Origin of the sequence: Enterovibrio norvegicus DSM 15893 (assembly GCF_900115495.1) — a bacterium.
In the GTDB taxonomy this organism is placed as follows: domain Bacteria; phylum Pseudomonadota; class Gammaproteobacteria; order Enterobacterales; family Vibrionaceae; genus Enterovibrio; species Enterovibrio norvegicus.
Genome location: NZ_FOWR01000011.1, coordinates 14,908 through 39,866, shown reverse-complemented (window position 1 = coordinate 39,866; position 24,959 = coordinate 14,908). Strand labels below are relative to the sequence as shown.

At 47.6% G+C, this 24,959-nt stretch carries 19 protein-coding genes, 2 tRNA genes and 1 pseudogene; 19 read left to right on the top strand and 3 right to left on the bottom strand.

The features are described 5' to 3' along the window. Positions 1–5: 5 nt before the first annotated feature. The 9 genes and pseudogenes from ribF to BM082_RS08695 all read left to right on the top strand — a co-directional run. Positions 6–944 (top strand): annotated as a pseudogene (gene ribF / locus BM082_RS25300) (bifunctional riboflavin kinase/FAD synthetase); the annotation flags it as partial. Positions 945–968: 24 nt separating this feature from the next. Beyond that, positions 969–3,797, top strand: coding sequence for an isoleucine--tRNA ligase (ileS, locus tag BM082_RS08735; RefSeq protein ID WP_244275973.1), 2,829 nt, complete (start codon positions 969–971; stop codon positions 3,795–3,797). Between the two features lie 34 nt (positions 3,798–3,831). After that, positions 3,832–4,344, top strand: coding sequence for a signal peptidase II (gene lspA, locus BM082_RS08730; RefSeq protein WP_017012543.1), 513 nt, complete (start codon positions 3,832–3,834; stop codon positions 4,342–4,344). A 175-nt stretch (positions 4,345–4,519) separates the two neighbouring features. Further along, positions 4,520–4,951 carry an FKBP-type peptidyl-prolyl cis-trans isomerase gene (fkpB, locus tag BM082_RS08725; RefSeq protein ID WP_017008771.1) on the top strand — a complete coding sequence of 144 codons (432 nt, stop codon included), beginning with the start codon at positions 4,520–4,522 and terminating at the stop codon, positions 4,949–4,951. Between the two features lie 11 nt (positions 4,952–4,962). Beyond that, positions 4,963–5,907 (top strand): 4-hydroxy-3-methylbut-2-enyl diphosphate reductase, encoded by a 945-nt coding sequence (ispH, locus tag BM082_RS08720; protein WP_017008772.1) that lies wholly within the window; start codon positions 4,963–4,965, stop codon positions 5,905–5,907. Between the two features lie 207 nt (positions 5,908–6,114). Then, positions 6,115–6,924, top strand: a complete 810-nt coding sequence (gene dapB, locus BM082_RS08715; RefSeq protein ID WP_017008773.1) for a 4-hydroxy-tetrahydrodipicolinate reductase — start codon at positions 6,115–6,117, stop codon at positions 6,922–6,924. 494 nt (positions 6,925–7,418) lie between these two features. Next, complete coding sequence (gene carA / locus BM082_RS08710) at positions 7,419–8,558, top strand: glutamine-hydrolyzing carbamoyl-phosphate synthase small subunit (RefSeq protein ID WP_017008774.1); 1,140 nt, start codon at positions 7,419–7,421, stop codon at positions 8,556–8,558. Positions 8,559–8,574: 16 nt separating this feature from the next. Further along, complete coding sequence (gene carB, locus BM082_RS08705; protein WP_017008775.1) at positions 8,575–11,811, top strand: carbamoyl-phosphate synthase large subunit; 3,237 nt, start codon at positions 8,575–8,577, stop codon at positions 11,809–11,811. Positions 11,812–12,384: 573 nt separating this feature from the next. Next, positions 12,385–13,236, top strand: a complete 852-nt coding sequence (locus BM082_RS08695) for a magnesium transporter (protein ID WP_017012545.1) — start codon at positions 12,385–12,387, stop codon at positions 13,234–13,236. Here BM082_RS08695 and dacB read toward each other — a convergent pair. Both dacB and BM082_RS08685 read right to left on the bottom strand, forming a co-directional pair. Further along, positions 13,211–14,632, bottom strand: coding sequence for a serine-type D-Ala-D-Ala carboxypeptidase (gene dacB / locus BM082_RS08690; RefSeq protein ID WP_017012546.1), 1,422 nt, complete (start codon positions 14,630–14,632; stop codon positions 13,211–13,213). The genes BM082_RS08695 and dacB overlap by 26 nt on opposite strands. Before the next feature lie 99 nt (positions 14,633–14,731). Continuing rightward, positions 14,732–15,661, bottom strand: coding sequence for a porin (locus tag BM082_RS08685; RefSeq protein WP_017008779.1), 930 nt, complete (start codon positions 15,659–15,661; stop codon positions 14,732–14,734). A 488-nt stretch (positions 15,662–16,149) separates the two neighbouring features. Between BM082_RS08685 and greA the strand changes: the two genes are divergently transcribed. Then, the gene (gene greA, locus BM082_RS08680; protein ID WP_026024475.1) at positions 16,150–16,623 is read left to right on the top strand and encodes a transcription elongation factor GreA; all 474 of its coding nucleotides are present in this window, start codon (positions 16,150–16,152) and stop codon (positions 16,621–16,623) included. A 63-nt stretch (positions 16,624–16,686) separates the two neighbouring features. On the opposite strand, the gene yhbY is transcribed toward greA, so the two are convergent. Next, positions 16,687–16,983: a ribosome assembly RNA-binding protein YhbY gene (yhbY, locus tag BM082_RS08675; protein ID WP_017008781.1), complete on the bottom strand. Its 297-nt coding sequence runs from the start codon at positions 16,981–16,983 to the stop codon at positions 16,687–16,689. A gap of 131 nt (positions 16,984–17,114) precedes the next feature. Here yhbY and rlmE point away from each other — a divergent pair, with 131 nt between their 5' ends. The 9 genes from rlmE (at position 17,115) to nusA (ending at position 24,946) form a co-directional block, all read left to right on the top strand. Beyond that, entirely contained in the window at positions 17,115–17,744 is a 630-nt protein-coding gene (rlmE, locus tag BM082_RS08670) for a 23S rRNA (uridine(2552)-2'-O)-methyltransferase RlmE (RefSeq protein WP_017008782.1), read from the top strand. A 50-nt stretch (positions 17,745–17,794) separates the two neighbouring features. Then, positions 17,795–19,741 (top strand): ATP-dependent zinc metalloprotease FtsH, encoded by a 1,947-nt coding sequence (gene ftsH, locus BM082_RS08665; RefSeq protein ID WP_017008783.1) that lies wholly within the window; start codon positions 17,795–17,797, stop codon positions 19,739–19,741. Between the two features lie 86 nt (positions 19,742–19,827). Then, positions 19,828–20,679: a dihydropteroate synthase gene (folP, locus tag BM082_RS08660; protein WP_026024784.1), complete on the top strand. Its 852-nt coding sequence runs from the start codon at positions 19,828–19,830 to the stop codon at positions 20,677–20,679. Beyond that, positions 20,676–22,013: a phosphoglucosamine mutase gene (gene glmM, locus BM082_RS08655; RefSeq protein WP_017008785.1), complete on the top strand. Its 1,338-nt coding sequence runs from the start codon at positions 20,676–20,678 to the stop codon at positions 22,011–22,013. Before folP ends, glmM begins: the two co-directional genes overlap by 4 nt. A 199-nt stretch (positions 22,014–22,212) precedes the next feature. Then, positions 22,213–22,548, top strand: a complete 336-nt coding sequence (secG, locus tag BM082_RS08650; RefSeq protein ID WP_074926590.1) for a preprotein translocase subunit SecG — start codon at positions 22,213–22,215, stop codon at positions 22,546–22,548. Between the two features lie 21 nt (positions 22,549–22,569). Beyond that, a tRNA-Leu gene (locus tag BM082_RS08645) sits at positions 22,570–22,656 on the top strand. Between the two features lie 77 nt (positions 22,657–22,733). Further along, positions 22,734–22,810: transfer RNA gene (locus BM082_RS08640), tRNA-Met, on the top strand. A 171-nt stretch (positions 22,811–22,981) separates the two neighbouring features. Next, positions 22,982–23,437: a ribosome maturation factor RimP gene (rimP, locus tag BM082_RS08635; protein WP_026024477.1), complete on the top strand. Its 456-nt coding sequence runs from the start codon at positions 22,982–22,984 to the stop codon at positions 23,435–23,437. Positions 23,438–23,458: 21 nt separating this feature from the next. Continuing rightward, on the top strand, positions 23,459–24,946 hold the full coding sequence (gene nusA, locus BM082_RS08630; protein WP_017008787.1) for a transcription termination factor NusA: 1,488 nt from the start codon (positions 23,459–23,461) through the stop codon (positions 24,944–24,946). Positions 24,947–24,959 lie beyond the last annotated feature (13 nt).

Genomic DNA, 24,959 nt, shown 5'->3' with positions numbered 1-24,959 from the left:
CCATTATGGAATTGATCCGAGGCATTCATAACATCCGAGACAGACACCGAGGGTGCGTACTGACGATCGGTAACTTTGATGGTGTGCATTTAGGCCACCAACAAGTGCTTATTCAAGTGGTAAAGAAGGCCCGAGAGTTGGGTGTTCCGCCCACGGTCATGCTGTTTGAACCGCAACCAAGAGAACTGTTTGCTGCTGATCGAGCGCCTGCGCGATTGACCCGTTTGCGTGACAAGTACACGCAACTGGCGAAATTAGGCGTTGAGCGGTTACTTGTGGTGAATTTTAATGCAAAATTCGCTGCCATGACGCCCTATGACTTTGTTCATCGCTTGTTGGCTGAACAATTGGGTGTTAAGTTTCTCGTGGTCGGCGATGACTTCCGCTTTGGCGCTATGCGTCAGGGTGATTTTGTTTATCTGCAACAAGAAGCAAAATCTGCACATTTTGATGTGGTGAGTACGCAAAGTTTTTGTGTCTCAGAGCAGCGTGTTAGCAGTACGGCCATTCGTGATGAATTGGCACGAGGCGAGCAGGACGCTGTGGAGCAGATGCTAGGGCGACCTTACAGCATCAGTGGGCGTGTTTCCCACGGTAAAAAGCTGGGTCGTACCATCGGATTCCCTACCGCAAATGTACCCTTGAAACGACGCGTTACGCCTGTGTCAGGTGTGTATGTCGTCAAGGTTGGCGGTATTGATGAGAACACATGGTTAGGTGGTGTTGCCAACGTAGGCACGCGACCAACCGTTAATGGTGTACGCCAACAACTGGAAGTGCACCTTTTTGACTTCGCTGGCGATCTTTACGGTCGACATGTTGAAGTGCAGCTTCTTCATAAGCTGCGAGATGAGAAAAAATTTGGTTCGCTAGACGAACTAAAAGCCCAAATTGAACTTGATGACCAGACAGCGCGTGGCTGGCTGGTCAAGATAATGTCGAAAACGTCCATACGGAATGAACAATCAATGAGTGACTTTAAAGATACCTTAAACCTGCCGGAAACCGCGTTTCCGATGCGAGGTAATCTTGCACAACGTGAGCCGCAAATGCTCAAGCGTTGGTACGATGAAGATCTTTACGGCGAGATCCGTAAAGCGAAAAAAGGCAAGAAATCTTTCATCCTGCATGACGGCCCTCCGTATGCAAACGGCAACATCCATATTGGTCACTCAGTAAACAAGATTCTTAAAGACATTATTATTAAGTCCAAAACATTGTCGGACTTTGACGCACCTTACGTACCTGGTTGGGACTGTCACGGTCTACCAATCGAACTGATGGTTGAGAAGAAAGTCGGCAAGCCGGGCAAAAAAGTGACGGCTGCTGAATTCCGTCAGAAGTGTCGTGAGTACGCAGCAAAGCAAGTTGAAGGCCAAAAGGCGGATTTCAAACGTCTTGGTGTGTTGGGTGAGTGGGATAAGCCATACCTGACCATGGACTTCAACACTGAAGCGAACATCATCCGTGCACTAGGCAAAATCGCAGACAACGGTCACCTCCACAAAGGCTTTAAGCCTGTTCACTGGTGTACTGACTGTGGTTCAGCACTGGCTGAAGCAGAAGTAGAATATGAGAACAAAGTGTCTCCTTCTATTGATGTGATGTTCCGCGCGACGGACGAAGCAGCGGTACTGGCAAAATTCGGTTTGGCGGAAGGCCATGAAGGTCACGGTGACGTGTCTATCGTTATCTGGACCACCACGCCTTGGACGTTGCCTGCAAACCGTGCAGTGGCCGTTTCTGATGCGCTGGAATATGTACTTGTTCAAGTGGAAGGCGAGACGCCTCGCCGTTTGATCGTGGCATCTGAACTTGCGAAGCAAGTGATGGATCGCGCAGGTATCGAACATTTCCATAATCTTGGCTTCTGCCAAGGTGACGCGTTGGAGCTATTGCGCTTCAACCACCCGTTTTACAGCTTTGATGTGCCGGTTATTTGTGGCGAACACGTAACGACAGAATCAGGTACGGGTGTGGTTCACACTGCACCTGGTCACGGTCAAGAAGACTTCGTGGTAGGTCAAAAGTACGGCCTAGAAGTGGCGAACCCAGTCGGCAGTAACGGCGTTTACTTGCCAGATACCGAGTTGTTTGCGGGTCAACACGTGTTAAAAGCAAACGACAACGTGATTGACGTGTTGAAAGAACACGGTTCTTTGCTTCATCACCACGCGTACGAGCATAGCTACCCACATTGCTGGCGCCACAAAACACCGATCATTTTCCGTGCAACGCCGCAGTGGTTTATCTCTATGGAGAAAGCTGGCCTGCGTGCGAAAGCACTGGAAGAGATCAAAAACGTAAAGTGGATCCCTGAGTGGGGTCAAAACCGCATCGAGTCGATGGTTGAAGGTCGCCCTGATTGGTGTATCTCCCGTCAACGTACGTGGGGCGTGCCAATTGCGTTGTTCGTTCACAAGGAAACCTCAGAACTTCACCCGAACACGGTTGAACTGATCGAGCAAGTGGCGCAGAAAGTTGAACAATCAGGCATTCAAGCGTGGTGGGATCTCGACACGGCAGAGTTGCTTGGTGACGACGCTGAAAGCTACGAAAAAGTATTGGATACCCTCGACGTATGGTTCGACTCAGGTGCTACGCACTATGCAGTTGTTAACCAACGTGCGGAATTCAACGGCCATGAAGCTGACATGTACTTGGAAGGCTCGGATCAACACCGTGGCTGGTTCCAATCGTCACTTATGACGTCTGTTGCAATCAAAAATGCCGCACCTTACAAGCAAGTATTGACCCACGGTTTCACCGTTGATGGTCAAGGCCGTAAGATGTCTAAGTCGATCGGTAACGTTGTTTCTCCACAAGAAGTGATGAACAAGTTGGGTGGCGACATCTTACGCTTGTGGGTGGCATCAACGGATTACACGGGCGAAATGACCGTGTCAGATCAAATCCTAAACCGCAGTGCTGATGCGTATCGCCGCATTCGTAACACGGCGCGCTTCCTGCTGGCTAACTTGAACGGTTTCAACCCTGAAACTGACATGGTTGCAGCGGAAGACATGGTGATTGCAGACCGCTGGGCGGTTGGTAAGGCACTGGAAGCACAAGAAGAGATTCTGAAAGCGTTTGAAGAGTGTAACTTCCACGCAGTAACACAACGTCTGATGCAGTTCTGTTCTGTAGAGATGGGTTCATTCTACTTGGACATCATCAAAGACCGTCAATACACCGCGAAAGCAGGTGGCCTTGCGCACCGCAGCTGTCAAACGGCCTTGTTCCATATCATGGAAGCGTTGGTTCGCTGGATGGCACCGATCATGTCGTTCACTGCAGATGAAATCTGGAACGAAATGCCGGGCGTTCGCAACAAGTACGTATTCACTGAAGTGTGGTACGACGGTTTGTTTGGTCTGAACGATGACGAGACGCTGAACAACGCATTCTGGTCTGAATTGCTGCGTGTTCGCGGTGCTGTTAACAAAGTATTGGAACAAGCGCGTAACGATAAGAAAATCGGTGGTTCACTCGAAGCTGAAATCACCCTTTATGCGAAACCTGAGTTTGCTGCCAAGCTAGAAGCGATGGGTAATGAGCTACGTTTCGTGTTGCTGACCTCAAAAGCAGACGTTGTTGCGACTGACGCAGCGCCGGAAGCTGCAGTGGCAACAGAAATCGATGGTTTGTCTGTGGTTGTTGCGAAATCAGATGCAGAGAAGTGTGAGCGTTGCTGGCACCATGTTGCAGATGTAGGCACAATCGACGCACATCCAACCCTATGTGGTCGTTGTGTAAGTAACATTGATGGTGAAGGCGAAACGCGTCAATTCGCGTAATCGTCATCACGCATAAAGAGAGTAGGAAGGCTGGATGAAAGATCTGACAGTAAAACAGTCGGGTGTGCGTTGGCTGTGGCTAGCACTGCTGGTGTTCGTGTTGGATATTGGCAGCAAACTGTTTGTTATGGACACGATGGGATATGGTTGGGCGAACCGCATTGAGGTGCTGCCTTTCTTTAACCTTTTGTATGTTCACAATTACGGTGCTGCATTCAGCTTCTTGAGCGATGCCGGTGGCTGGCAGCGATGGTTCTTCGCGGCTATTGCACTGACTGTATCAGGCATGTTGGCGTACTGGATGCGCCAAACACCTGCGAGCAACAAGATCTTGAACATCGCTTATGCCTTAGTCATTGGTGGTGCGATCGGTAACTTGTTTGATCGTCTTGTTCATGGCTTCGTGATCGATTTCCTCGATTTCTTTATCGGAAAGAATCACTGGCCAGCCTTTAACCTGGCAGATACGGCAATTTGTATTGGTGCTGGTTTGATTGTGCTGGAAAGTATTTTGTCCTCAAGAAAACAAGCCGCTGAAACTGAGTAAACGGTTTGTGGTGAGACAAAAGAAATAACACTATGGCGCTGGTCGTTTTACGGGCAGCGCCGTATTGTATTCAAAAATACATAACCCAATTAGAATTGGGGTTTATACCCAACATTAAGATGTTACTGGGTAAGATTGGACGGTAAACGTCCTCATTGAATTCAAGGATGGTTGAATGGCAAACATTAGTGCTAAGAGTGAAGTGGTTATGCACTTCACCATAAAACTGGAAGACGGTTCTGTAGCAGATAGCACCCAGACATCTGGCAAACCTGCGAAGCTTGTGATGGGCGATGGCAGTTTGACGGATAACTTTGAAAAGTGCCTATTAGGTTTATCCGAAGGCGAGAAAGCCAGTTTTACACTGGGTCCTGATGATGCGTTTGGCCAATCCAACCCTGACAACATCCAACATATGGATCGCAGTCAATTTTCTGGGGACATTCCTTTAGAGGAAGGTACCATCGTCGCGTTTGCAGGTCCCGGTGGTCAGGAAATTCCAGGTGTCATTACGGAAGTGTCGGGCGAGTCTGTCACGGTGGATTTTAATCACCCACTCGCCGGCCAAAATGTCATCTTTGATGTAGAAATAGTGAGTGTCGGTTAAAAGGCGTTGTAATGAAGATTTTGCTAGCTAACCCTCGTGGGTTTTGTGCCGGTGTCGATCGTGCTATCAGCATTGTTGAGCGTGCACTAGAAATGTATCAGCCTCCTATTTATGTGCGTCATGAAGTCGTGCATAACCGCTTTGTTGTGGAAGGCCTAAAGTCTCGTGGTGCTGTGTTTGTTGAAGAGCTCAGTGAAGTGCCAGATGACAGCATTGTTATTTTTTCAGCCCACGGTGTGTCACAAGCGGTTCGCAATGAAGCAAAATCTCGCAGTCTAACCGTGTTCGACGCAACGTGTCCGTTAGTGACTAAAGTGCATATGGAAGTTGCGCGTGCAAGTCGTAAGAATATGGAAGTGGTGCTGATTGGCCATGCTGGTCATCCAGAAGTGGAAGGCACCATGGGACAGTACGCCAGCGAAACAGGTGGTATGTACTTGGTGGAAACGGCGGAAGATGTCCATACCATCAATGTGAAAGACCCTTCTAACTTGCACTACGTCAGTCAAACCACCTTGTCGGTGGATGAAACGGCAGACGTGATTGACCGATTACGTGAGGTATTCCCTGAGATCCAAGGCCCGCGCAAAGATGACATTTGTTACGCCACCCAAAATCGCCAAGATGCAGTTCGTGAGTTGGCGACACAATGTGATGTGATGGTGGTGGTGGGGTCGAAGAACAGTTCAAACTCCAATCGCTTACGTGAATTGAGTGAAAAACTGGGAACGCCAGCATACCTGACGGATTGCGCAGAAGATGTGAAGGCGGAATGGTTTGAAAGCAAGGTGAAGGTCGGGGTGACGGCGGGTGCGTCAGCACCAGAAGAACTTGTGAATCTTATCATTGCTCAAATTGAAGCGTATGGCGGTACGGCGGTGGAAGAATTGAAAGGACGTGAAGAAAACATGTTCTTTGAAGTGCCGCGCGAGCTTCAAGTTAAGCATATTGACTAACGACACCTTGATTATTCTCGATTGTGTAAAAGGAGCCTTTGGCTCCTTTTTGCGTTTTAACGCGGGAAGAATTTCGTCGACGATACAGAGCGTCATTCCAAGCATTGCTCGGATATACATCACTGTTTGAAAAAGGTAGAGTGACAAACGAATGATTTTATTGCGCCGCGTTGACGTGGCGCTGACCAAGATTGAAAGGGGATTTACATGGTTCGCATTGCAATTGCGGGCGCTGCTGGCCGTATGGGCCGACAGCTAATTCAAGCCACGGATGGAATGGAAGGCGCAATACTGGCTGCTGCAAGTGAACGTCCTGAATCGAGTCTTATTGGCGCTGACGCAGGTGAGCTCGCCGGCATTGGTAAGCGCGACGTGACCATTGTGGATGATTTAGCTAAGGTGGCAGATGACTTTGACGTCATCATTGATTTTACTGCGCCTGTCGTGACGTTAGCCAACCTTGCACTTTGCCAACTGCATGGGAAAAAACTGATCATTGGTACAACAGGTTTTACTGATGAGCAGCGCGCACAGATTGATGCTGCAGCTTCTGACACCGGTATTGTGATGGCGCCAAATTATAGCGTTGGCGTAAACCTTGTCTTTAAGCTGCTTGAGAAAGCCGCAAAAGTGATGGGTGACTACTGCGACATTGAGATCGTTGAAGCGCACCATCGTCATAAAGTGGATGCACCTTCGGGTACTGCTATTGGTATGGGTGAAGCCATTGCAGGTGCGATGGGCAACAAGCTGAGTGATGTTGCTGTGTATGCACGTGAAGGTATCACTGGTGAGCGAAGCCGCGACGAAATAGGTTTTGCCACGATCCGTGCTGGCGACATTGTGGGTGAACATACAGCCATGTTTGCTGACATTGGTGAGCGCGTTGAAATCACTCACAAAGCGACAAATCGAATGACGTTTGCTAACGGTGCTGTTCGCGCAGCGATTTGGCTCAATGCGAAACCATCGGGCTTTTTTACGATGCAAGATGTATTAGAGCTCGATACCCTTTAATCAAAATTCGATTAACTATGCAGTTTGCGTGAGCGGACTGCATGGTGTTTTCCCCTTTCTCTGGATCTTTCCTTTCTCTCTTTCCTTTCCATGTTTCCACCATGTTTAGGTGTGCTTTTGTGCCTTTGCCCCTGTTTATGCTGCTTTAGCCTCTAAAAGTATCGAAAAGATAACATTAGGAAACGGTTGCGTAATGGTCTGATTGCTTACCTTTCTTTTCGAATGCTCAGCCAACCATGGTAAGAGGTGTTTTTATGGGAAATGCGTATTTCGCTTGAGTTTAGTGGGGTTTTTATACGCTTGAGGGTGAAAACTATTTAGGGTGGGTGAAAGTTATGTTCTTTTTTGCGAGTCCTGTTGACACATTCGGCGTGGATCTCTAGAATGCGCGCAATTTGTCAAATTTCGGCTTGACGTCGAACTGGCAATTGTATGGAATGACTTAATGCGAATTTATCTATTTATTTTGCATTTTTATTGATTTGGAGGTTGTCTTGAGCAAGTCTGCGCTCTTAGTCCTAGAAGATGGGACTGTATTCCACGGTGTGTCCATTGGTGCTGATGGTTCTGCTGTTGGTGAAGTTGTTTTTAATACCTCGATGACGGGGTATCAAGAAATTCTCACTGACCCTTCTTACTCTCAGCAAATTGTTACTCTTACTTATCCCCACATTGGCAACACCGGTACTAATACCGAAGACGAAGAATCCTCAAGAATCCACGCGCAAGGCTTGGTAATTCGTGACCTTCCCCTTATTGCTTCAAACTTCCGCAGCCAACAAACGCTTTCCGATTACCTTAAGTCTCAAAACATCGTTGGTATCGCCGACATCGATACCCGTAAGCTGACACGTCTATTACGTGAAAAAGGCGCACAAAACGGTTGTATCGTTGCAGGTGACAACCTTGACGAAGCATTGGCACTTGCTAAAGCGAAAGCATTCCCAGGTCTGAAAGGCATGGATTTGGCGAAAGAAGTGACCACTGCAGAAGCTTATGAGTGGAAGCAAGGCTCTTGGACGCTAGAAGGCGGTTTGCCAGAAGCAAAAGACAGCAGTGAATTACCATTCCACGTTGTTGCTTACGACTTCGGTGCGAAGCGCAACATTCTGCGTATGCTGGTGGATCGTGGTTGTCGTTTGACCGTCGTCCCTGCACAAACATCTGCTGAAGATGTATTGGCACTTAACCCTGATGGTGTATTCCTGTCGAATGGCCCGGGTGACCCTGAGCCATGTACATACGCTATCGAAGCAACAAAAGTATTCCTAGACAAAGGTTTGCCAATTTTTGGTATCTGTCTTGGTCACCAAATTCTGGCTCTGGCATCGGGCGCCCAAACGGTAAAAATGAAGTTTGGCCACCACGGTGCAAACCACCCAGTAAAAGACTTGGATCGCAGCGTTGTGATGATCACATCGCAAAACCACGGTTTTGCCGCTGACGAAGCCACGCTTCCTGAAAATCTACGTGCTACTCACGTATCGCTATTTGATGGTTCTCTGCAGGGTATTCACCGTACAGATAAACCAGCCTTTAGCTTCCAAGGGCACCCTGAAGCGAGCCCTGGTCCGCACGATGCGGCACCGCTTTTTGACCACTTCATTGAACTTATTAAGCAACACAGCGCGTAATCCGGAGTAGCAGAGAATGCCAAAACGTACAGACTTAAAAAGTATTCTTATTCTAGGCGCAGGCCCAATTGTTATTGGCCAGGCGTGTGAGTTTGACTATTCAGGTGCGCAAGCTTGTAAAGCGCTGCGTGAAGAGGGTTACCGCGTTATTTTGGTGAACTCTAACCCAGCCACCATCATGACCGACCCAGAAATGGCGGATGCGACTTACATTGAGCCAATTCAATGGGAAGTTGTTCGCAACATCATTGCAAAAGAGCGTCCTGATGCGGTTCTACCGACAATGGGCGGTCAAACGGCATTGAACTGTGCGCTTGAACTTGAAAAGCACGGTGTACTGGCTGAGTTCGGCGTCGAAATGATTGGTGCAACGGCGGATGCGATTGATAAAGCAGAAGACCGTTCGCGCTTCGACAAAGCAATGAAGTCTATCGGTTTGGAATGTCCAACCGCAGACACAGCGAAAACGATGGAAGAAGCTTACAAAGTTTTGGACATGGTCGGTTTCCCTTGCATCATCCGTCCTTCTTTTACCATGGGTGGTACCGGTGGTGGTATCGCGTACAACAAAGAAGAGTTTGATGACATCTGTCGTCGTGGTTTGGATCTTTCTCCAACCAACGAACTTCTTATCGATGAATCTCTGATCGGTTGGAAAGAATACGAAATGGAAGTTGTTCGCGACAAGAACGACAACTGTATCATCGTATGTGCCATCGAAAACTTTGATGCAATGGGCATCCACACGGGTGACTCTATTACTGTGGCGCCAGCACAAACACTGACCGACAAAGAATACCAATTGATGCGTAACGCATCGCTAGCGGTTCTGCGTGAAATCGGCGTAGAAACCGGCGGCTCAAACGTTCAGTTTGGTATCAACCCGAAAGATGGCCGTATGGTTATCATCGAGATGAACCCACGCGTATCTCGCTCTTCTGCGCTAGCATCGAAAGCAACAGGCTTCCCGATTGCAAAAGTGGCAGCGAAGCTAGCCGTTGGTTTCACCCTTGATGAGTTGATGAATGACATCACTGGCGGTGCAACACCAGCATCATTTGAACCAACCATCGATTACGTTGTGACTAAGATCCCTCGTTTTAACTTCGAAAAATTTGCTGGTGCGAATGACCGTCTGACCACTCAGATGAAATCTGTGGGCGAAGTCATGGCGATTGGTCGTAACCAGCAAGAATCGCTTCACAAAGCATTGCGTGGCCTAGAAGTTGGCGCGACAGGCTTTGATGAGATGGTCGATCTGGATGAACCAGACGCAATGACCAAGATTCGTCACGAATTGAAAGATGCCGGTGCTGAGCGTATTTGGTACATCGCTGATGCTTTCCGTGCAGGCATGTCGGTTGATGGTGTATTTAAGCTGACCAATGTTGACCGCTGGTTCTTGGTACAGATTGAAGACATCGTCAAAATCGAAGCTGAAGTCAAAGAAAATGGCTTCGCGGGTCTAAACAAAGATGTACTGCGCAAACTAAAACGCAAAGGCTTCGCTGATGCACGTTTGAGCAAACTATTGGGTGTGAGCGAAAACGAAATCCGCAAGCTTCGTGACCAGTACGACATCCACCCTGTTTACAAGCGCGTGGATACCTGTGCAGCAGAGTTCTCGTCTGATACCGCGTACATGTACAGCTCTTACGATGAAGAGTGTGAAGCGAACCCAACAGATAAAGACAAGATCATGGTATTGGGCGGTGGTCCAAACCGTATCGGTCAAGGTATCGAGTTCGATTACTGCTGTGTACACGCATCACTAGCACTTCGTGAAGATGGCTATGAAACCATCATGGTTAACTGTAACCCTGAAACGGTTTCTACCGATTACGATACGTCTGACCGTTTGTACTTCGAGCCAGTAACACTTGAAGACGTGCTCGCTATCGCTCGTGTTGAAAAGCCTAAGGGCGTTATCGTGCAATACGGTGGTCAAACGCCACTGAAATTGGCGCGTGCGCTAGAAGCTGCTGGTGTGCCAATCATTGGTACGAGCCCAGATGCGATTGACCGTGCGGAAGACCGTGAACGTTTCCAATCTGCGGTTGACCGTTTAGGTTTGAAAACACCAGAAAATGCGACAGTGACGACAATGGAACAAGCCATTGATAAGTCAAAAGAGATTGGTTTCCCTCTGGTTGTTCGTCCATCGTATGTTCTGGGTGGCCGTGCAATGGAAATCGTGTATGACGAAAACGACTTGCGCCGTTACTTCAATGAAGCGGTAAGCGTTTCTAACGAATCACCAGTACTGCTTGACCGTTTCCTTGATGATGCGACCGAAGTGGATGTGGATGCTATTTGTGACGGCGAACGCGTTGTGATTGGCGGCATCATGGAGCACATCGAACAAGCGGGTGTTCACTCAGGTGACTCTGCATGTTCACTGCCAGCTTACACCTTGAGCCAAGACATTCAGGACGAGATGCGTCGCCAAGTTGAAAAACTGGCGTTTGAATTGGGTGTTCGTGGTTTGATGAATACGCAGTTTGCAGTAAAAGACGGCGAAGTTTACCTGATTGAGGTGAACCCGCGTGCTGCACGTACGGTGCCATTTGTATCGAAAGCTACTGGTGCACCACTGGCTAAAATTGCAGCGCGTGTTATGGCTGGCCAATCGCTTGAGTCACAAGGTTTCACACAAGAAATCATTCCACCGTATTACTCTGTGAAAGAAGTGGTATTGCCGTTCAACAAGTTCCCAGGTGTTGACCCACTGTTGGGCCCAGAAATGCGCTCGACCGGTGAAGTCATGGGTGTGGGTGACACATTTGCTGAAGCGTTTGCGAAAGCGGATCTTGGCTGTGGTAAGCAATACAGTGAAAAAGGTCGCGCACTTCTGTCTGTTCGTAATACTGACAAGCAGCGTGTTGTTGACCTTGCCGCGAAGCTTATCAAGCTTGGCTTTGAACTGGATGCGACACACGGTACTGCTGTTGTTCTTGGTGAAGCGGGCATTAACCCTCGCCTAGTGAACAAGGTACACGAAGGTCGTCCTCACATTCTTGACCGAATCAAGAACGGCGAATACAGCTACATCGTGAACACCACTGAAGGCCGCCAAGCGATTGAAGACTCAAAAGTACTTCGTCGTGGCGCACTGGCTGAGAAAGTAAGTTACACCACAACGCTAAATGCGGCGTTTGCTACCTGTATGGCGCATGCCGCAGTAGATATGTCGAAAGTGAACTCAGTACAAGAGCTTCACGCACGCGTTGTTGAGAAATACGGTAAAGCGTAATTTCTTAAAAAATGTAAAAACATAATCAATGAGTCGGCAGGAAGCCGACCTAGATAACAACCTCCTTGCCCGCCTTTATGGCGGGCTTTTTTGTGCCATTTATTTACGGAAGCAATGCCAATATCGTGTTGTATTTTGCTGATAAATCAGCGCATGGCGTGTTATTAAATTTTCACAATTTAACCGTGGGTAAATGTTTTTTATCGCGTGAAAGAGGCGTAGTATTGCTCCGTCGCAATACTGCGGCACTTTTGGAGAAAACCATGAACGTTATCGACCATCCTCCGAGTTGTCAGGGAGGCCAGCAAGTCCGGCGGTGACATTAGTGTGTTTTCACATTTCGACTGCCCGGTCGGAATGATCTGTGCTTTTCCATTCCCAGTGCTTCCCCAATATTCTGAGTGAAAATACGTCTAGAAACCTTTAGGTTTCCAATCTTGCGTAGTGAGTAATCACTGTGCGCGAACATTTGCTGTTTTATTTCTCTAGAACAACATGCTGTTGAAACACGTATTTTCATGGTCGTTACCCTCACCAGATAATGTCTGGCACTAGCCAATCGGGAGGTTCGCTATGGCGGTAATGAATGCCACCTTGCTGGAATACCAGCACAATCATGTCGCTGCTCATGAAATTGAAGCAGCAAAAAACGCGTTTCTTATTCACAGTGGAGAAGACAGAATTCGGTTGCTGTCTGTAATGCCTGTGGCTGAAGCGATTGGTGTACTGAATTGTTGTCCGTTGGGCTTGGTCAGAAAGCTACTTGATGATCTGGCTGAAACTGGCGATGCGATTAGGGTAAGGCAAATCGCGACAGGGCTGGGTTTGATTAACTCTGAAGTAGAGCCTGATGGGGACTATCTAACGAATTCAGTCATGTCACATGTCCGACAGCGCATTGGTTGGATCATTGGTCTTGCGTTACTGGGCGTTGTATCGGGGCTGATCATTTCTCATTACGAGGATTCGATCAGCCAGCTGATTTTACTGGCGATTTATATGCCCGTGGTTGCGGCTGCGGGGGGGAATGCAGGCTCACAAGCGGCCACGTTAGTTGTTCGCGCCATGGCAATGAACGAAGTGCGCCCGTCTCACTGGCTACGCGTCATGTGGAAGGAAGTACGCGTGGCGGTCGTCATCGCGTTTGCACTGGCTGCCGTCATCATGGCAAGGGTGATGCTCTTTAGTGACAGCGCCGCACTGCCATCGGGTTTTTCGCTAGATGACATTGCTATGGCTATTGGCATTGCGCTGATCATACAAGTTCTGTTGTCCACCACCATTGGAGGTGTGCTCCCGCTCATTGCGACGAAATTTCGCCTCGATCCCGCTGTGCTTGTGAGCCCTGTATTGGCATCCGTTGTCGATATCAGCGGAATGGCGATTTATTTCATGACAGTTAACGCGTGGTTAGACTTGATGTAAGCAAGGCTTGATACAATTCGCGCTCAAATTGCGTAATGGGGCTGGCGAGGGTCGCTGGGCGCTCGTCTGTTTTAGGGATGTGGTAGTTGGTGACCAATTGCACCACTAACACATCCTGCCCCTTATCATTTCTTATCACGCCAGCTAAGTTGTAACTCCCGTAGAGCGAGCCAGACTTGGCTTTTAACCTTTGCTTCAAAGGCGCATTCCTCACGCTACTACGATACTTCAACGTGCCATCAACGCCGGATACTGGCAGCATCGCTAATACACCTAAATCTTGATGAGAGTAGGTGTAGTGGATGACATCCATCAATTGTTTTGCAGACATACGGTTGTTTCTTGAAAGCCCAGAGCCATCAACGATTACGGCGTGGGTTAAATCAATATTGGCACGTTCTTGCATGATGGCTTTCACGGCTGCAGCGCCGTTAGAGAAAGAGCCCGGTTGGTTGAAATACTGATGCCCCAGTGTTTTTAACAGATTGTCTGCGATCAGGTTGTCTGAACGTTTGAGCATTTTCTTAAGCAATATGTCGCGAGGTGCCGAGGTGTGCGTGGCGATGCGTTGTTTTGGTGCATTGCTGATGGGGTTACCAATGCGGATTTGTCCTGTGAGACCAATTCTTGCCTTTTTGAGCTCCGCTGAAAGTACATCGCGCATGTATTTCTCAGGGTTTTGAACCGCGAACTTAAGTGGTAAGGGTTTGCTTCTGTGGGGTAAACAACCGGTTAATTTGTAGCTATTGTTGTTTTCGTAGTGCAGTTCGAGGTCGCAATGTGTTGTTTTCATCTCGTCTTTTGTCACAGCGAGTGCATCAGTGGTGACGGAAATAGGTTGATGCTCTGGCACAAAGACACGCGTCGTTGTTTTTCCTTTTTCGCTGTAAATCGAACCCTGAACACAGTTTCGCTCAAGAGCAATAGAAGTGGATGGGGCGCTATAACAGACCCCCAGAATATCCCATGGCCAGCCGACTGCGCGCTCATAACCAGTAAAAATGCTGCCATCTAGCCACACATCACCATTGATACGGGTGACCCCTGCTGTCTTGATGTCCTTCAGTAAGGATTGGATGTTTTTACGCGTTAACGTTGGGTCGCCAGAGAATGAAAAAATAACGTCTTTACCTGAGCGATATGCGTGTGTAGTGAAGGTGAAGTCTTTAGGAAGATAAAGTGCAGAGGCGAGCGCGGTGACGACTTTTTGAGTACTGGCAGGGGGAAGTAGAATCTGATCATCCAGCGCAACCATCTGCTGTTTACTGTCGATGTTGTAAACCGAGAGGGCGAGTTGACTGCCCGCAGGAAGCATGGCTTCAAGCGTATTCACAGGCACCGCTGATGCACGAAATGATAAGCAAAGGGAAAGAATAAGAAGGCAACATCGCACCATGGTGGGCTCCAATGAAGAGGGCAGATCCAGTATGGTACAAAAAACGCCTACACGGAGGTAGGCGTTTGTCTCTGTATTCAGTGTTTAACTGAAATCAGATTAGAAATCGTAGCGTAGACCGAATACTAGCTCGTCTTCTGCCTTCGCTTTGCCAACTTTATCTGCATCAAGCAGGTTGAAGTTGTAAGACGCGTAAGTGCGGAAGTTACCGTTGAAGTAGTGGGTCGCGTCGATTGCGATAGAGTCTGCAGTGTCGTCTGACTCAGTTTCAGCTTTACCGTAAGTGGTAGTGAACTTGGTTTGGCCCATGGTGTAAGCCGCTGCCAATTCGTAACCAGTTAGATCTTTGTCAGAGCCTGAAACGTTGCTTTCGCCGTCTTTGTAAAGTGCAGCAACGTAGATGTCGCCCATGGTGTAAGAAACCGCTGCTTCGATTTGGCTTTCAGTGGTTTTGGTTAGGTTGTCTTGGTCAGCGTAACCTAGACCCATAGCCAAACCGTTCTCCATCGCGTAAACCGCACCTAGAGAGTAACCTTTGTCGATAGTTTCGTTGTTACCAACGTAGTTAGCTTTAACCGTTAGGCCACCGAATTCACCTTTGTACGCGATGTTGTTGTCGGTACGGTCAGCAACAGTGATTTTTGAGCTAGCAGCAGCGCCGTGGTAAGACATGATATCAGTGAAGTCAGTGATCATGCCCAGAGAACCGTCGTTCTTACCGTAAGTTACTAGACCGTACTCAGTACCGATACCAGCGAACAGGTAACGGTTTTCGTCGCTATCTTTGTTTGATTTGAATTCACGTTCGAAGAAACCAACACCGTATGCTTCTTCTGAGATTTGAGTGGTACCCAGAACATTGATACGTACGCGGCTTGCATCATTCATGTCGCCATCTTTGATAGACGCACGTGCTTCTGCACGACCGCCGATAGCCATAGAAGAAGTACCGTCATTGAAAATTTCAGCAGCAGAAACAGAGGTAGACGCTAGAGCAGCTACAGCAAGTGCGATAAACGTTTTATTCATTACGTTGTCCTTTATAAGGTTTTGAGTTTCTTGATGGTATCTCCAACCATCTCGATGCATTGTTTGTACCCGCTGACGATTTACGACCGCTAGTAAAACAATCAAAAAACACATTTAAAACACTGTTTTTTATGTTGATCTTGTGTTTTTAATTCAATATTTTCAATGACTTGAAATATTGCATTAAAGTTCCGTTACATTTGTAGCGTTTATGTTTTTTTATCTTTTTGTGCGAGCCGAATCTCTTGTTAAGCGTTTGTTTGTGTGAGCTTTGATTGGTTTTTTTGGTTTGATTTGTGTATGTATCTCTTGCTTGTGGAGTGGGTACTTGGTGTGCTCTGAGGGGGCGAAAAATGATTGGTGACCTTCAGGGATAAGTTGTTTACACTGAAAACACAGATATTCGTTTGCTGCGCTCATCATTGTATATGGGCGTGGCTTTGTTATTGCCAAAACCAAGGGTTTTGGAGACAGAGGTAATGTCATTTATGGATAAAGTACCCATGACTGTTCGTGGCGAACAGCAGCTTCGTGTAGAGTTAGACCGCCTGCTGAAACGTCGTCCAATTATTACTCAGGCGATCGGTGAAGCTCGTGAGTTGGGCGATCTTAAAGAAAATGCTGAATATCACGCAGCGCGTGAAGAACAAGGTATTTGTGAAGCGCAGATTCGTGATATTGAATACAAGCTTTCAGTGGCTCAAGTCATCGACATCGCAAAGATGCCAAACAATGGCAAAGTGATCTTTGGTTCAACTGTAGGCTTGATTGACATTAATACCGATGAAGAGTTGTCTTACCAAATCGTTGGTGATGACGAGTCTGATATTAAGAAGAACCTGATTTCCATCAACTCACCCATTGCACGTGGTTTGATCGGCAAAGAAGCAGGCGACGAAGTGTCAATCACCACGCCGGGTGGCGTGAAAGAATTCGAGATCGATAGCGTAACGTACGCTTAATCGAAAAAATGTTAGCGGTTGTTACTATCGTAGAAACAAAAAAGGCCGCGATGCGGCCTTTTTTTATTTGCGTGGGATTTCTATTTTACGTTCTGCGCTCTGGCGGTACAGTACAAGTGTTTTACCAATAACCTGTACTTTCTCTGCCTTGGTTTCACGAACAATTGCGTCTACAATCAAGTTCTTAGTGTCGCGATCTTCTGATGCAACTTTCACCTTGATTAGCTCGTGATGATCGAGAGCGATTTCAATCTCAGCAAGCACTGCTTCTGTTAGGCCGTTGGCGCCCATCAATACGACAGGTTTAAGAGAGTGTGCCAGTCCTTTTAGATGCTGCTTTTGTTTTGTGCTTAGATTCATGTTGACTCGATTTGTTGTTTTATCGGGGTTGAAAACGTGACATTCTACCGCCATATCTATACAAACTGAACAAATATCCCCCTAAGCAGTTCGTTAACATTTAACGACAGTAAATGTGGGCTAGGTAAAACATGAGCAAAAAGAAACACTCAGCGAGTTCTGGCCGCTGGTTGAAAGAGCATTTTGATGATAAATATGTTCAAGAAGCCCAGAAAAAAGGCTTTCGTTCACGTGCGATTTTTAAGCTAGATGAAATTCAAGGCAAAGATAAGCTGCTTAAACCTGGTATGACTGTGGTTGATTTGGGTGCCGCTCCAGGTGGGTGGTCTCAGTACGCTGCAGAACAAGTTGGTGACAACGGTCAAGTTATAGCATGTGACATCCTTCCTATGGATTCCCTGCCTGGAGTAAGCTTCTTGCAAGGGGACTTTCGTGAAGAAGCAGTCTTGAATGCGTTATTAGATCGTATTCAACCTGACATGGTGGATGTTGTTATGTCCGACATGGCGCCAAATATGAGTGGTAATTTGGCATCAGATCAACCCAAAGCAATGTACTTAGTTGAACTTGCGATGGAAATGTGTCGAGAAGTTCTCGCACCAAATGGCGCATTTATTGTTAAAGTTTTTCAAGGCGAAGGCTTTGATCAATATTTAGCTGAAGTGCGTAAAATGTTTAAAGCAGTAAAAATTCGTAAACCCGATTCTTCTCGTGCTCGATCACGTGAAGTCTACATTGTAGCTACAGGTTATAAACTGTAGTACTCTACCATTATTCTTATAGTTTTCGCGGGGCTAACACCTTGAGTGACATGGCAAAAAACTTGATTTTATGGCTGGTCATCGCTGTTGTGCTGATGTCTGTGTTCCAAAGCTTTGGACCTGGCGACAGTGCTGGCCGTCAAGTCGACTACACAACGTTTGTCCAAGAAATAGGGCAAGATAAATTACAGGAAGTACAGTTCGATAATCGCGAGCTGAAAGTCACGCGTCGTGATGGCACGAATTATGTCTCTTACATGCCTGTTCTCCAAGATCCTAAATTGCTTGATGACCTGATCAGTCATAAAGTGCAGGTTCGTGGCACGCCTCCTGAAGAGCCGAGCATTCTTGCGTCTATCTTCATCTCTTGGTTCCCAATGCTTCTGCTTATCGGTGTATGGATTTTCTTCATGCGTCAGATGCAAGGCGGCGGTGGCAAAGGTGCGATGTCTTTCGGTAAATCGAAAGCACGTATGATGAGCGAAGAGCAGATTAAAACAACGTTCGCGGATGTCGCAGGTTGTGACGAAGCGAAAGAAGACGTTAAAGAACTGGTTGACTACCTGCGCGACCCAAGTCGTTTCCAAAAACTCGGTGGTAAAATCCCAACGGGTGTTTTGATGGTAGGTCCTCCTGGTACCGGTAAAACCTTGCTGGCGAAAGCCATTGCAGGTGAAGCGAAAGTACCGTTCTTTACGATTTCTGGTTCTGATTTCGTTGAAATGTTCGTTGGTGTGGGCGCATCTCGTGTCCGTGACATGTTCGAACAAGCGAAGAAAGCCTCGCCATGTATCATCTTTATCGATGAAATTGATGCCGTAGGTCGCCAACGTGGCGCGGGTCTTGGTGGTGGTCACGACGAACGTGAACAAACATTGAACCAAATGCTGGTTGAAATGGATGGCTTTGAAGGTAACGAAGGTATCATCGTTATCGCAGCGACTAACCGTCCAGATGTTCTTGACCCTGCCTTGTTGCGTCCGGGCCGCTTTGACCGTCAGGTTGTTGTTGGCTTGCCAGATGTACGTGGTCGTGAGCAAATTCTTAAAGTACACATGCGTAAAGTACCACTAGGTGGTGATGTTGAAGCATCGCTTATCGCACGTGGTACCCCAGGATTCTCTGGCGCAGACTTGGCGAACTTGGTCAACGAAGCAGCATTGTTTGCTGCACGTGGTAACAAGCGCGTTGTATCTATGATCGAATTCGAACTGGCGAAAGACAAAATCATGATGGGCGCTGAGCGCAAATCAATGGTTCTGACTGAAGAAACCAAAGAATCGACCGCCTACCACGAAGCGGGCCACGCTGTTGTAGGTCGACTTGTGCCTGAGCATGATCCGGTTTACAAAGTGTCTATCATTCCTCGCGGACGAGCGCTGGGTGTCACGATGTATCTGCCTGAGCAAGATCGTGTGAGCATGTCTCGTCTACACCTAGAATCCATGATTTCGAGCTTGTACGGTGGCCGTCTAGCGGAAGAGATTATCTATGGTGTTGAGAACGTTTCAACGGGTGCGTCGAATGACATCGAACGTGCTACAGATATCGCGCGCAAGATGGTGACGCAATGGGGCTTCTCAGATAAGTTGGGACCTCTGTTGTACGCTGAAGACGAAGGTGAGGTTTTCCTTGGTCGTTCCGTCGCGAAATCTAAGCATATGTCTGATGAGACCGCGCGTCTTATTGATAGCGAAATTCGTTTATTGATAGACCGTAATTACATACGTGCTCGCAAGCTTATCGAAGAAAATATGGATATCATGCATGCAATGAAAGATGCACTGATGAAGTATGAAACGATTGATGCTGGTCAAATCGATGATTTGATGGAGCGACGTCCAGTTCGTGAACCTGCAGGTTGGGGCGCTGAACCAGATAATTCTGGCAATACGCCGAAAAAACCGGATGCAGATGCTGATGTGGAAGCTGAAAAGCCTTCATCGTCAGACGCCAGCGCTAAGCCTGTCGATCCTGATAATCAGCCGGACGCGTAATTGCATTTTAGTTAAAAGAAACCCCGGGCTTACTCGGGGTTTTTCTTTTGGTAGTGACAAATTCTAGCCTCAAACAAAGCCCAACTATGATACTGACCAGCAAAGAATTCTTTCTCGATCTATCTTCCCCGAAAGTTATGGGTATCCTCAACGTCACGCCTGATTCTTTTTCAGATGGCGGTAAATTCAATCATCTCGATACGGCGCTTTATCATGCAGAAAGTATGCTCAGTGCGGGTGCGTCGGTATTGGATATTGGTGGTGAGTCTACGAGACCTGGGGCGGTAGATGTTTCGCTGGATGAAGAACTATCAAGGGTTATTCCCGCGATAGAAGCTATTCGAGAAAGGTTTGATTGCTGGATTTCAATTGATACCAGTAAAGCGGCAGTAATGACCGCAGCTGTGAATGCAGGTGCTAATCTAATCAATGATGTGCGTGCACTTCAAGAGCCAGGGGCGCTTAACGCGGCAGCCATGGCTGATGTGCCAGTATGTATTATGCACATGCAAGGGCAGCCTCGTTCGATGCAGGTTGATCCAACCTATGACGATATTTTTGAAGATATCCATGGTTTCTTCAATGAAAGAATTGAAGCTTGTGCGGCAATGGGTATTGGCAAAGAAAAACTGATTTTAGACCCAGGGTTTGGGTTTGGTAAAACATTGACACATAACTACCAGCTGTTAGCAAAGCTGGAATTGTTTCACCGTCATGGACTGCCGATACTGGCGGGTATGTCACGGAAGTCTATGATTTTTAAATTATTGGATAAACCCCCTGCCGATGTTTTGGGGGGAAGTTTAGCTTGCGCTACCATTGCTGCTTTGAAAGGGGCTCAGCTCATTCGCGTGCATGACGTAAAAGAAACCGCAGATGTGGTTCGTGTTGTCAGCATGATGCAAGAAGCAGCAGATCTACTTGGAGATACACAATGACAGAACGTAAATACTTCGGCACCGACGGTGTACGCGGTAAAGTTGGCCAGTTCCCAATCACTCCAGATTTTATGCTGAAATTAGGTTGGGCTGCGGGTCGTGTGCTGAGCCAGCAAGGCACGAAGAAAGTATTGATAGGCAAAGATACACGCATCTCTGGCTACATGCTTGAATCTGCGTTGGAAGCTGGCTTATCAGCTGCTGGTCTTCAGGCTGCGTTTACAGGCCCAATGCCAACGCCTGCCATTGCGTACTTAACGCAAACGTTCCGCGCGGAAGCGGGGATTGTTATCTCAGCATCGCATAACCCTTACTATGATAACGGCATCAAATTCTTTTCATCAGAAGGCACAAAATTGCCTGATGCGGTTGAGCTTGCGATTGAAGCTGAACTCGAAAAGCCACTGACTTGTGTTGAGTCAGCAGAGCTGGGTAAAGCAAGCCGTATCGTTGATGCTGCGGGCCGTTACATTGAGTTTTGTAAAGGCACGTTCCCGTCAGAAATGAACCTGAAAGGCCTTAAAATCGTTATCGATTGTGCACACGGTGCGACGTACCACATTGCACCTGCCGTGTTTTCTGAGCTGGGCGCTGATGTCATTGCTATGGGTGTGGAGCCAAACGGCACAAACATCAACGCAGAAGTGGGTGCAACCGATGTTCGAGCACTTCAAAAGCGTGTTGTTGAAGAAAACGCAGTATTGGGTATTGCGTTTGATGGTGATGGTGACCGTATCATCATGGTCGACCATGAAGGTAATAAAGTAGACGGCGACCAAATTGCCTATATCATTGCGCGTGAATCGTTACGTCGAGGCGAACTGAAAGGCGGTGTCGTTGGTACTTTGATGACCAATATGGGCATGGAAGTGGCGCTGAAAAAACTCGGTATTCCGTTTACCCGCGCGAAAGTTGGCGACCGCTACGTCATGGAAAAACTGCTTGAGAGCGATTGGAAGATCGGCGCAGAAAACTCAGGTCACGTTATCCTTCTTGATAAAGTCACCACTGGTGATGCTATCGTTGCAGCGTTGCAAGTATTAGCAAGTGTTGTTGGAACAGGTCTAACACTCAAAGATCTGTGTGATGGCATGAGCATGTTCCCACAAGTCCTTGAGAATGTTCGTTTTAGTGGTGATAGCGATCCATTGCAATCAGACGCAGTGATGACTGCGACTGCAGCGGTTGAAGAGAAGCTAGGTGACACGGGTCGTGTATTGTTACGTAAATCTGGCACTGAACCATTAATCCGTGTCATGGTTGAAGGTGAAAACGCTGATGAAGTGCAAGCGTATGCACTTGAAATTGCAGATGCGGTAAAAGCGAACTGCTAATAACAAAAGGAAAGCGGAAGGGACGCGAGTCTGTTTGGTTATAAGATGCGCAAACGGGATGAAAAGTACCGCTTTTTTGTATTTTTCTCTTGTTTCGTATGCCGTCATTCGTTAGTATTCCTCCGCTCCCAATGATGGGAGTTGCGCTAGTGAACTGAATAGTCAGCTGGCTCAACAATTTGGAACATAGGTGGAACCCATGTACGAAATTCTACTTGTGATTTATCTGTTGGCCGCGCTTGGTGTAATTGGCCTAGTTCTGGTTCAACAAGGTAAAGGCGCAGATATGGGAGCCTCTTTCGGGGCTGGGGCATCAAATACAGTATTTGGCTCTGGCGGCTCTGGAAACTTTCTGACCCGAATGACCGCGATTTTCGCGACAATATTTTTTGTTCTTAGCCTAGTGCTGGGTAACATGAGTACTCAAAACGCAACCGTTGGTAGCGAGTACGAAGACCTGAGTGTACCTGCCAGTGAGCAAGTAACTCCGGCGAGGGATGTCCCTGCTGAAAACAACAGCGACATCCCTCAGTAAAAGAATTAAGCAGTAATGCTTGCCGAGGTGGTGAAATTGGTAGACACGCTATCTTGAGGGGGTAGTGCCTGTATAGGCATGCGGGTTCAAGTCCCGCTCTCGGCACCATTTTAAAATCCTTACTTAGTAAGGTCGCAGTACTTGAAAAAGAATGCGAGGCGACGATATAATAATCGCCAATCGGACGCGGGGTGGAGCAGTTTGGTAGCTCGTCGGGCTCATAACCCGAAGGTCGTCGGTTCAAATCCGGCCCCCGCAACCACTTTATCGACAATTGTTTAGTGAGACCAAAACAGTTGTTGGCCATGGGAAACCATGGCATCAGGGTCCAGTTGCATTAAACCCCGTAATTCGGGGTTTTTTATTATCTGAACATGACCCATTCGGATGGATATCTGGGCTTTTAAGCCCTTTTTTTATTTCTGGGGTTTGTATGACCGGACTAGAAAAACAGCTTGTAGCATTGCTAGAAGCGCCTGTTGAAGCATTGAACTATGAGCTTGTTGGGCTTGAGTTTGTTCGTGCGGGACAACATTCAACCCTGCGGATCTTTATTGATCATGAAAACGGCATCACTGTTGATGCTTGTGCCGAAGTGAGCCGCCAGGTTAGCGCTGTGATGGACGTAGAAGATCCAATTACCGTTGCTTACAACTTGGAAGTTTCATCACCAGGGTTGGAAAGACCACTATTTAAAGCCGCGCATTATCAGCAATTTATCGGTCACGAAGTGAACGTAGTGTTGAAAATGGCGATGCAAAACCGTCGCAAATGGAAAGGGCTGATTCTTTCTGTTGACGGCGAGACCGTCACCATCAACGTGGATGGAAACGAAGAAGCGTTCGCCCTGAGCAATATCGCCAAGGCTAACCTGGTTCCTTCATTTTAAATTTAAATGAGGCATTAGTTCATGAACAAAGAAATCTTGGCTGTCGTAGAGGCGGTGTCGAACGAAAAAGCTGTTCCACGTGAGCGCATTTTTGAAGCGTTAGAAATAGCGCTGGCGACGGCAACAAAGAAAAAATACGAAGCAGAAATCGAAGTACGTGTAGAAATCGACCGCAAAACCGGTCAGTTCGAAACACTTCGTCGCTGGGAAGTGGTTGAAGAAGTTACTCAGCCTACTCGCGAAATTACGCTAGAAGCGGCACAGTTTGAAGACGAAACAATGTCTGTCGGCGATTACGTTGAAGATGACATTGAGTCAGTAACGTTTGACCGTATTACGACACAAACTGCAAAACAAGTTATCGTACAAAAAGTACGTGAAGCTGAGCGTGCACAAGTGGTTGAGCAGTTCATGGACAATGAAGGTGAGTTGATCACGGGCATTGTTAAGAAAGTGAACCGCGAAGTGGTTATCGTTGATTTGGGTAGCAATGCAGAAGCGGCAATCCAACGTGACGATCAATTACCACGTGAAAACCTACGTCCAGGCGACCGCGTGCGCGGTTTGCTGTATGCTGTGCGTCCAGAAGCTCGTGGCTTCCAGTTATTCATGACCCGTTCTAAGCCAGAAATGCTGATCGAATTGTTCCGCATTGAGGTGCCAGAAATCGGCGAAGAAATGATCGAAGTGATGGGTGCGGCTCGCGATCCGGGTTCTCGTGCGAAGATTGCTGTTAAAACTAACGACAAGCGTATCGACCCTGTAGGTGCGTGTGTAGGTATGCGTGGTGCACGTGTTCAAGCCGTTTCGGGTGAACTTGGCGGCGAGCGTATTGATATTGTTCTTTGGGACGATAACCCAGCGCAACTTGTTATCAACGCGATGGCACCTGCAGAAGTAGCATCTATCATCGTTGACGAAGATACCCACACAATGGATATCGCTGTAGAAGCTGATAACTTGGCTCAAGCTATCGGTCGTAACGGTCAAAACGTTCGTCTAGCCTCTCAACTTACTGGTTGGACGCTGAACGTAATGACAGTGGAAGATCTACAGAAGAAACACCAAGAAGAAGCTGGCCAGTCAATTGAACTGTTTAGTAAGCACTTGGATATCGAAGAAGATTTCGCAGCACTGCTGGTTCAAGAAGGCTTCACCACGCTAGAAGAAGTTGCATACGTTCCTGCAGCAGAACTTCTAGAGGTTGATGGTCTTGATGAAGATACCGTTGAAGAACTGCGAAGCCGTGCGAAAGAAGCGCTGACCACAATCGCGCTTGCGAAAGAAGAAATCCTTGACGGTGCTGAGCCGGCTGAAGATCTGTTGGGTCTTGAAGGTTTGGATCGCGACCTTGCGTTCCGCCTTGCAGCGAAAGGCATCTGCACTTTGGAAGATCTTGCTGACCAAGGCACTGATGATCTTCTGGATATCGAGGGAATGGATGAAGTTAAAGCGGGTGAGCTGATCATGGCCGCGCGCAATATTTGCTGGTTCAGCGACGAAGCTTAAACGCAGCAAAGGA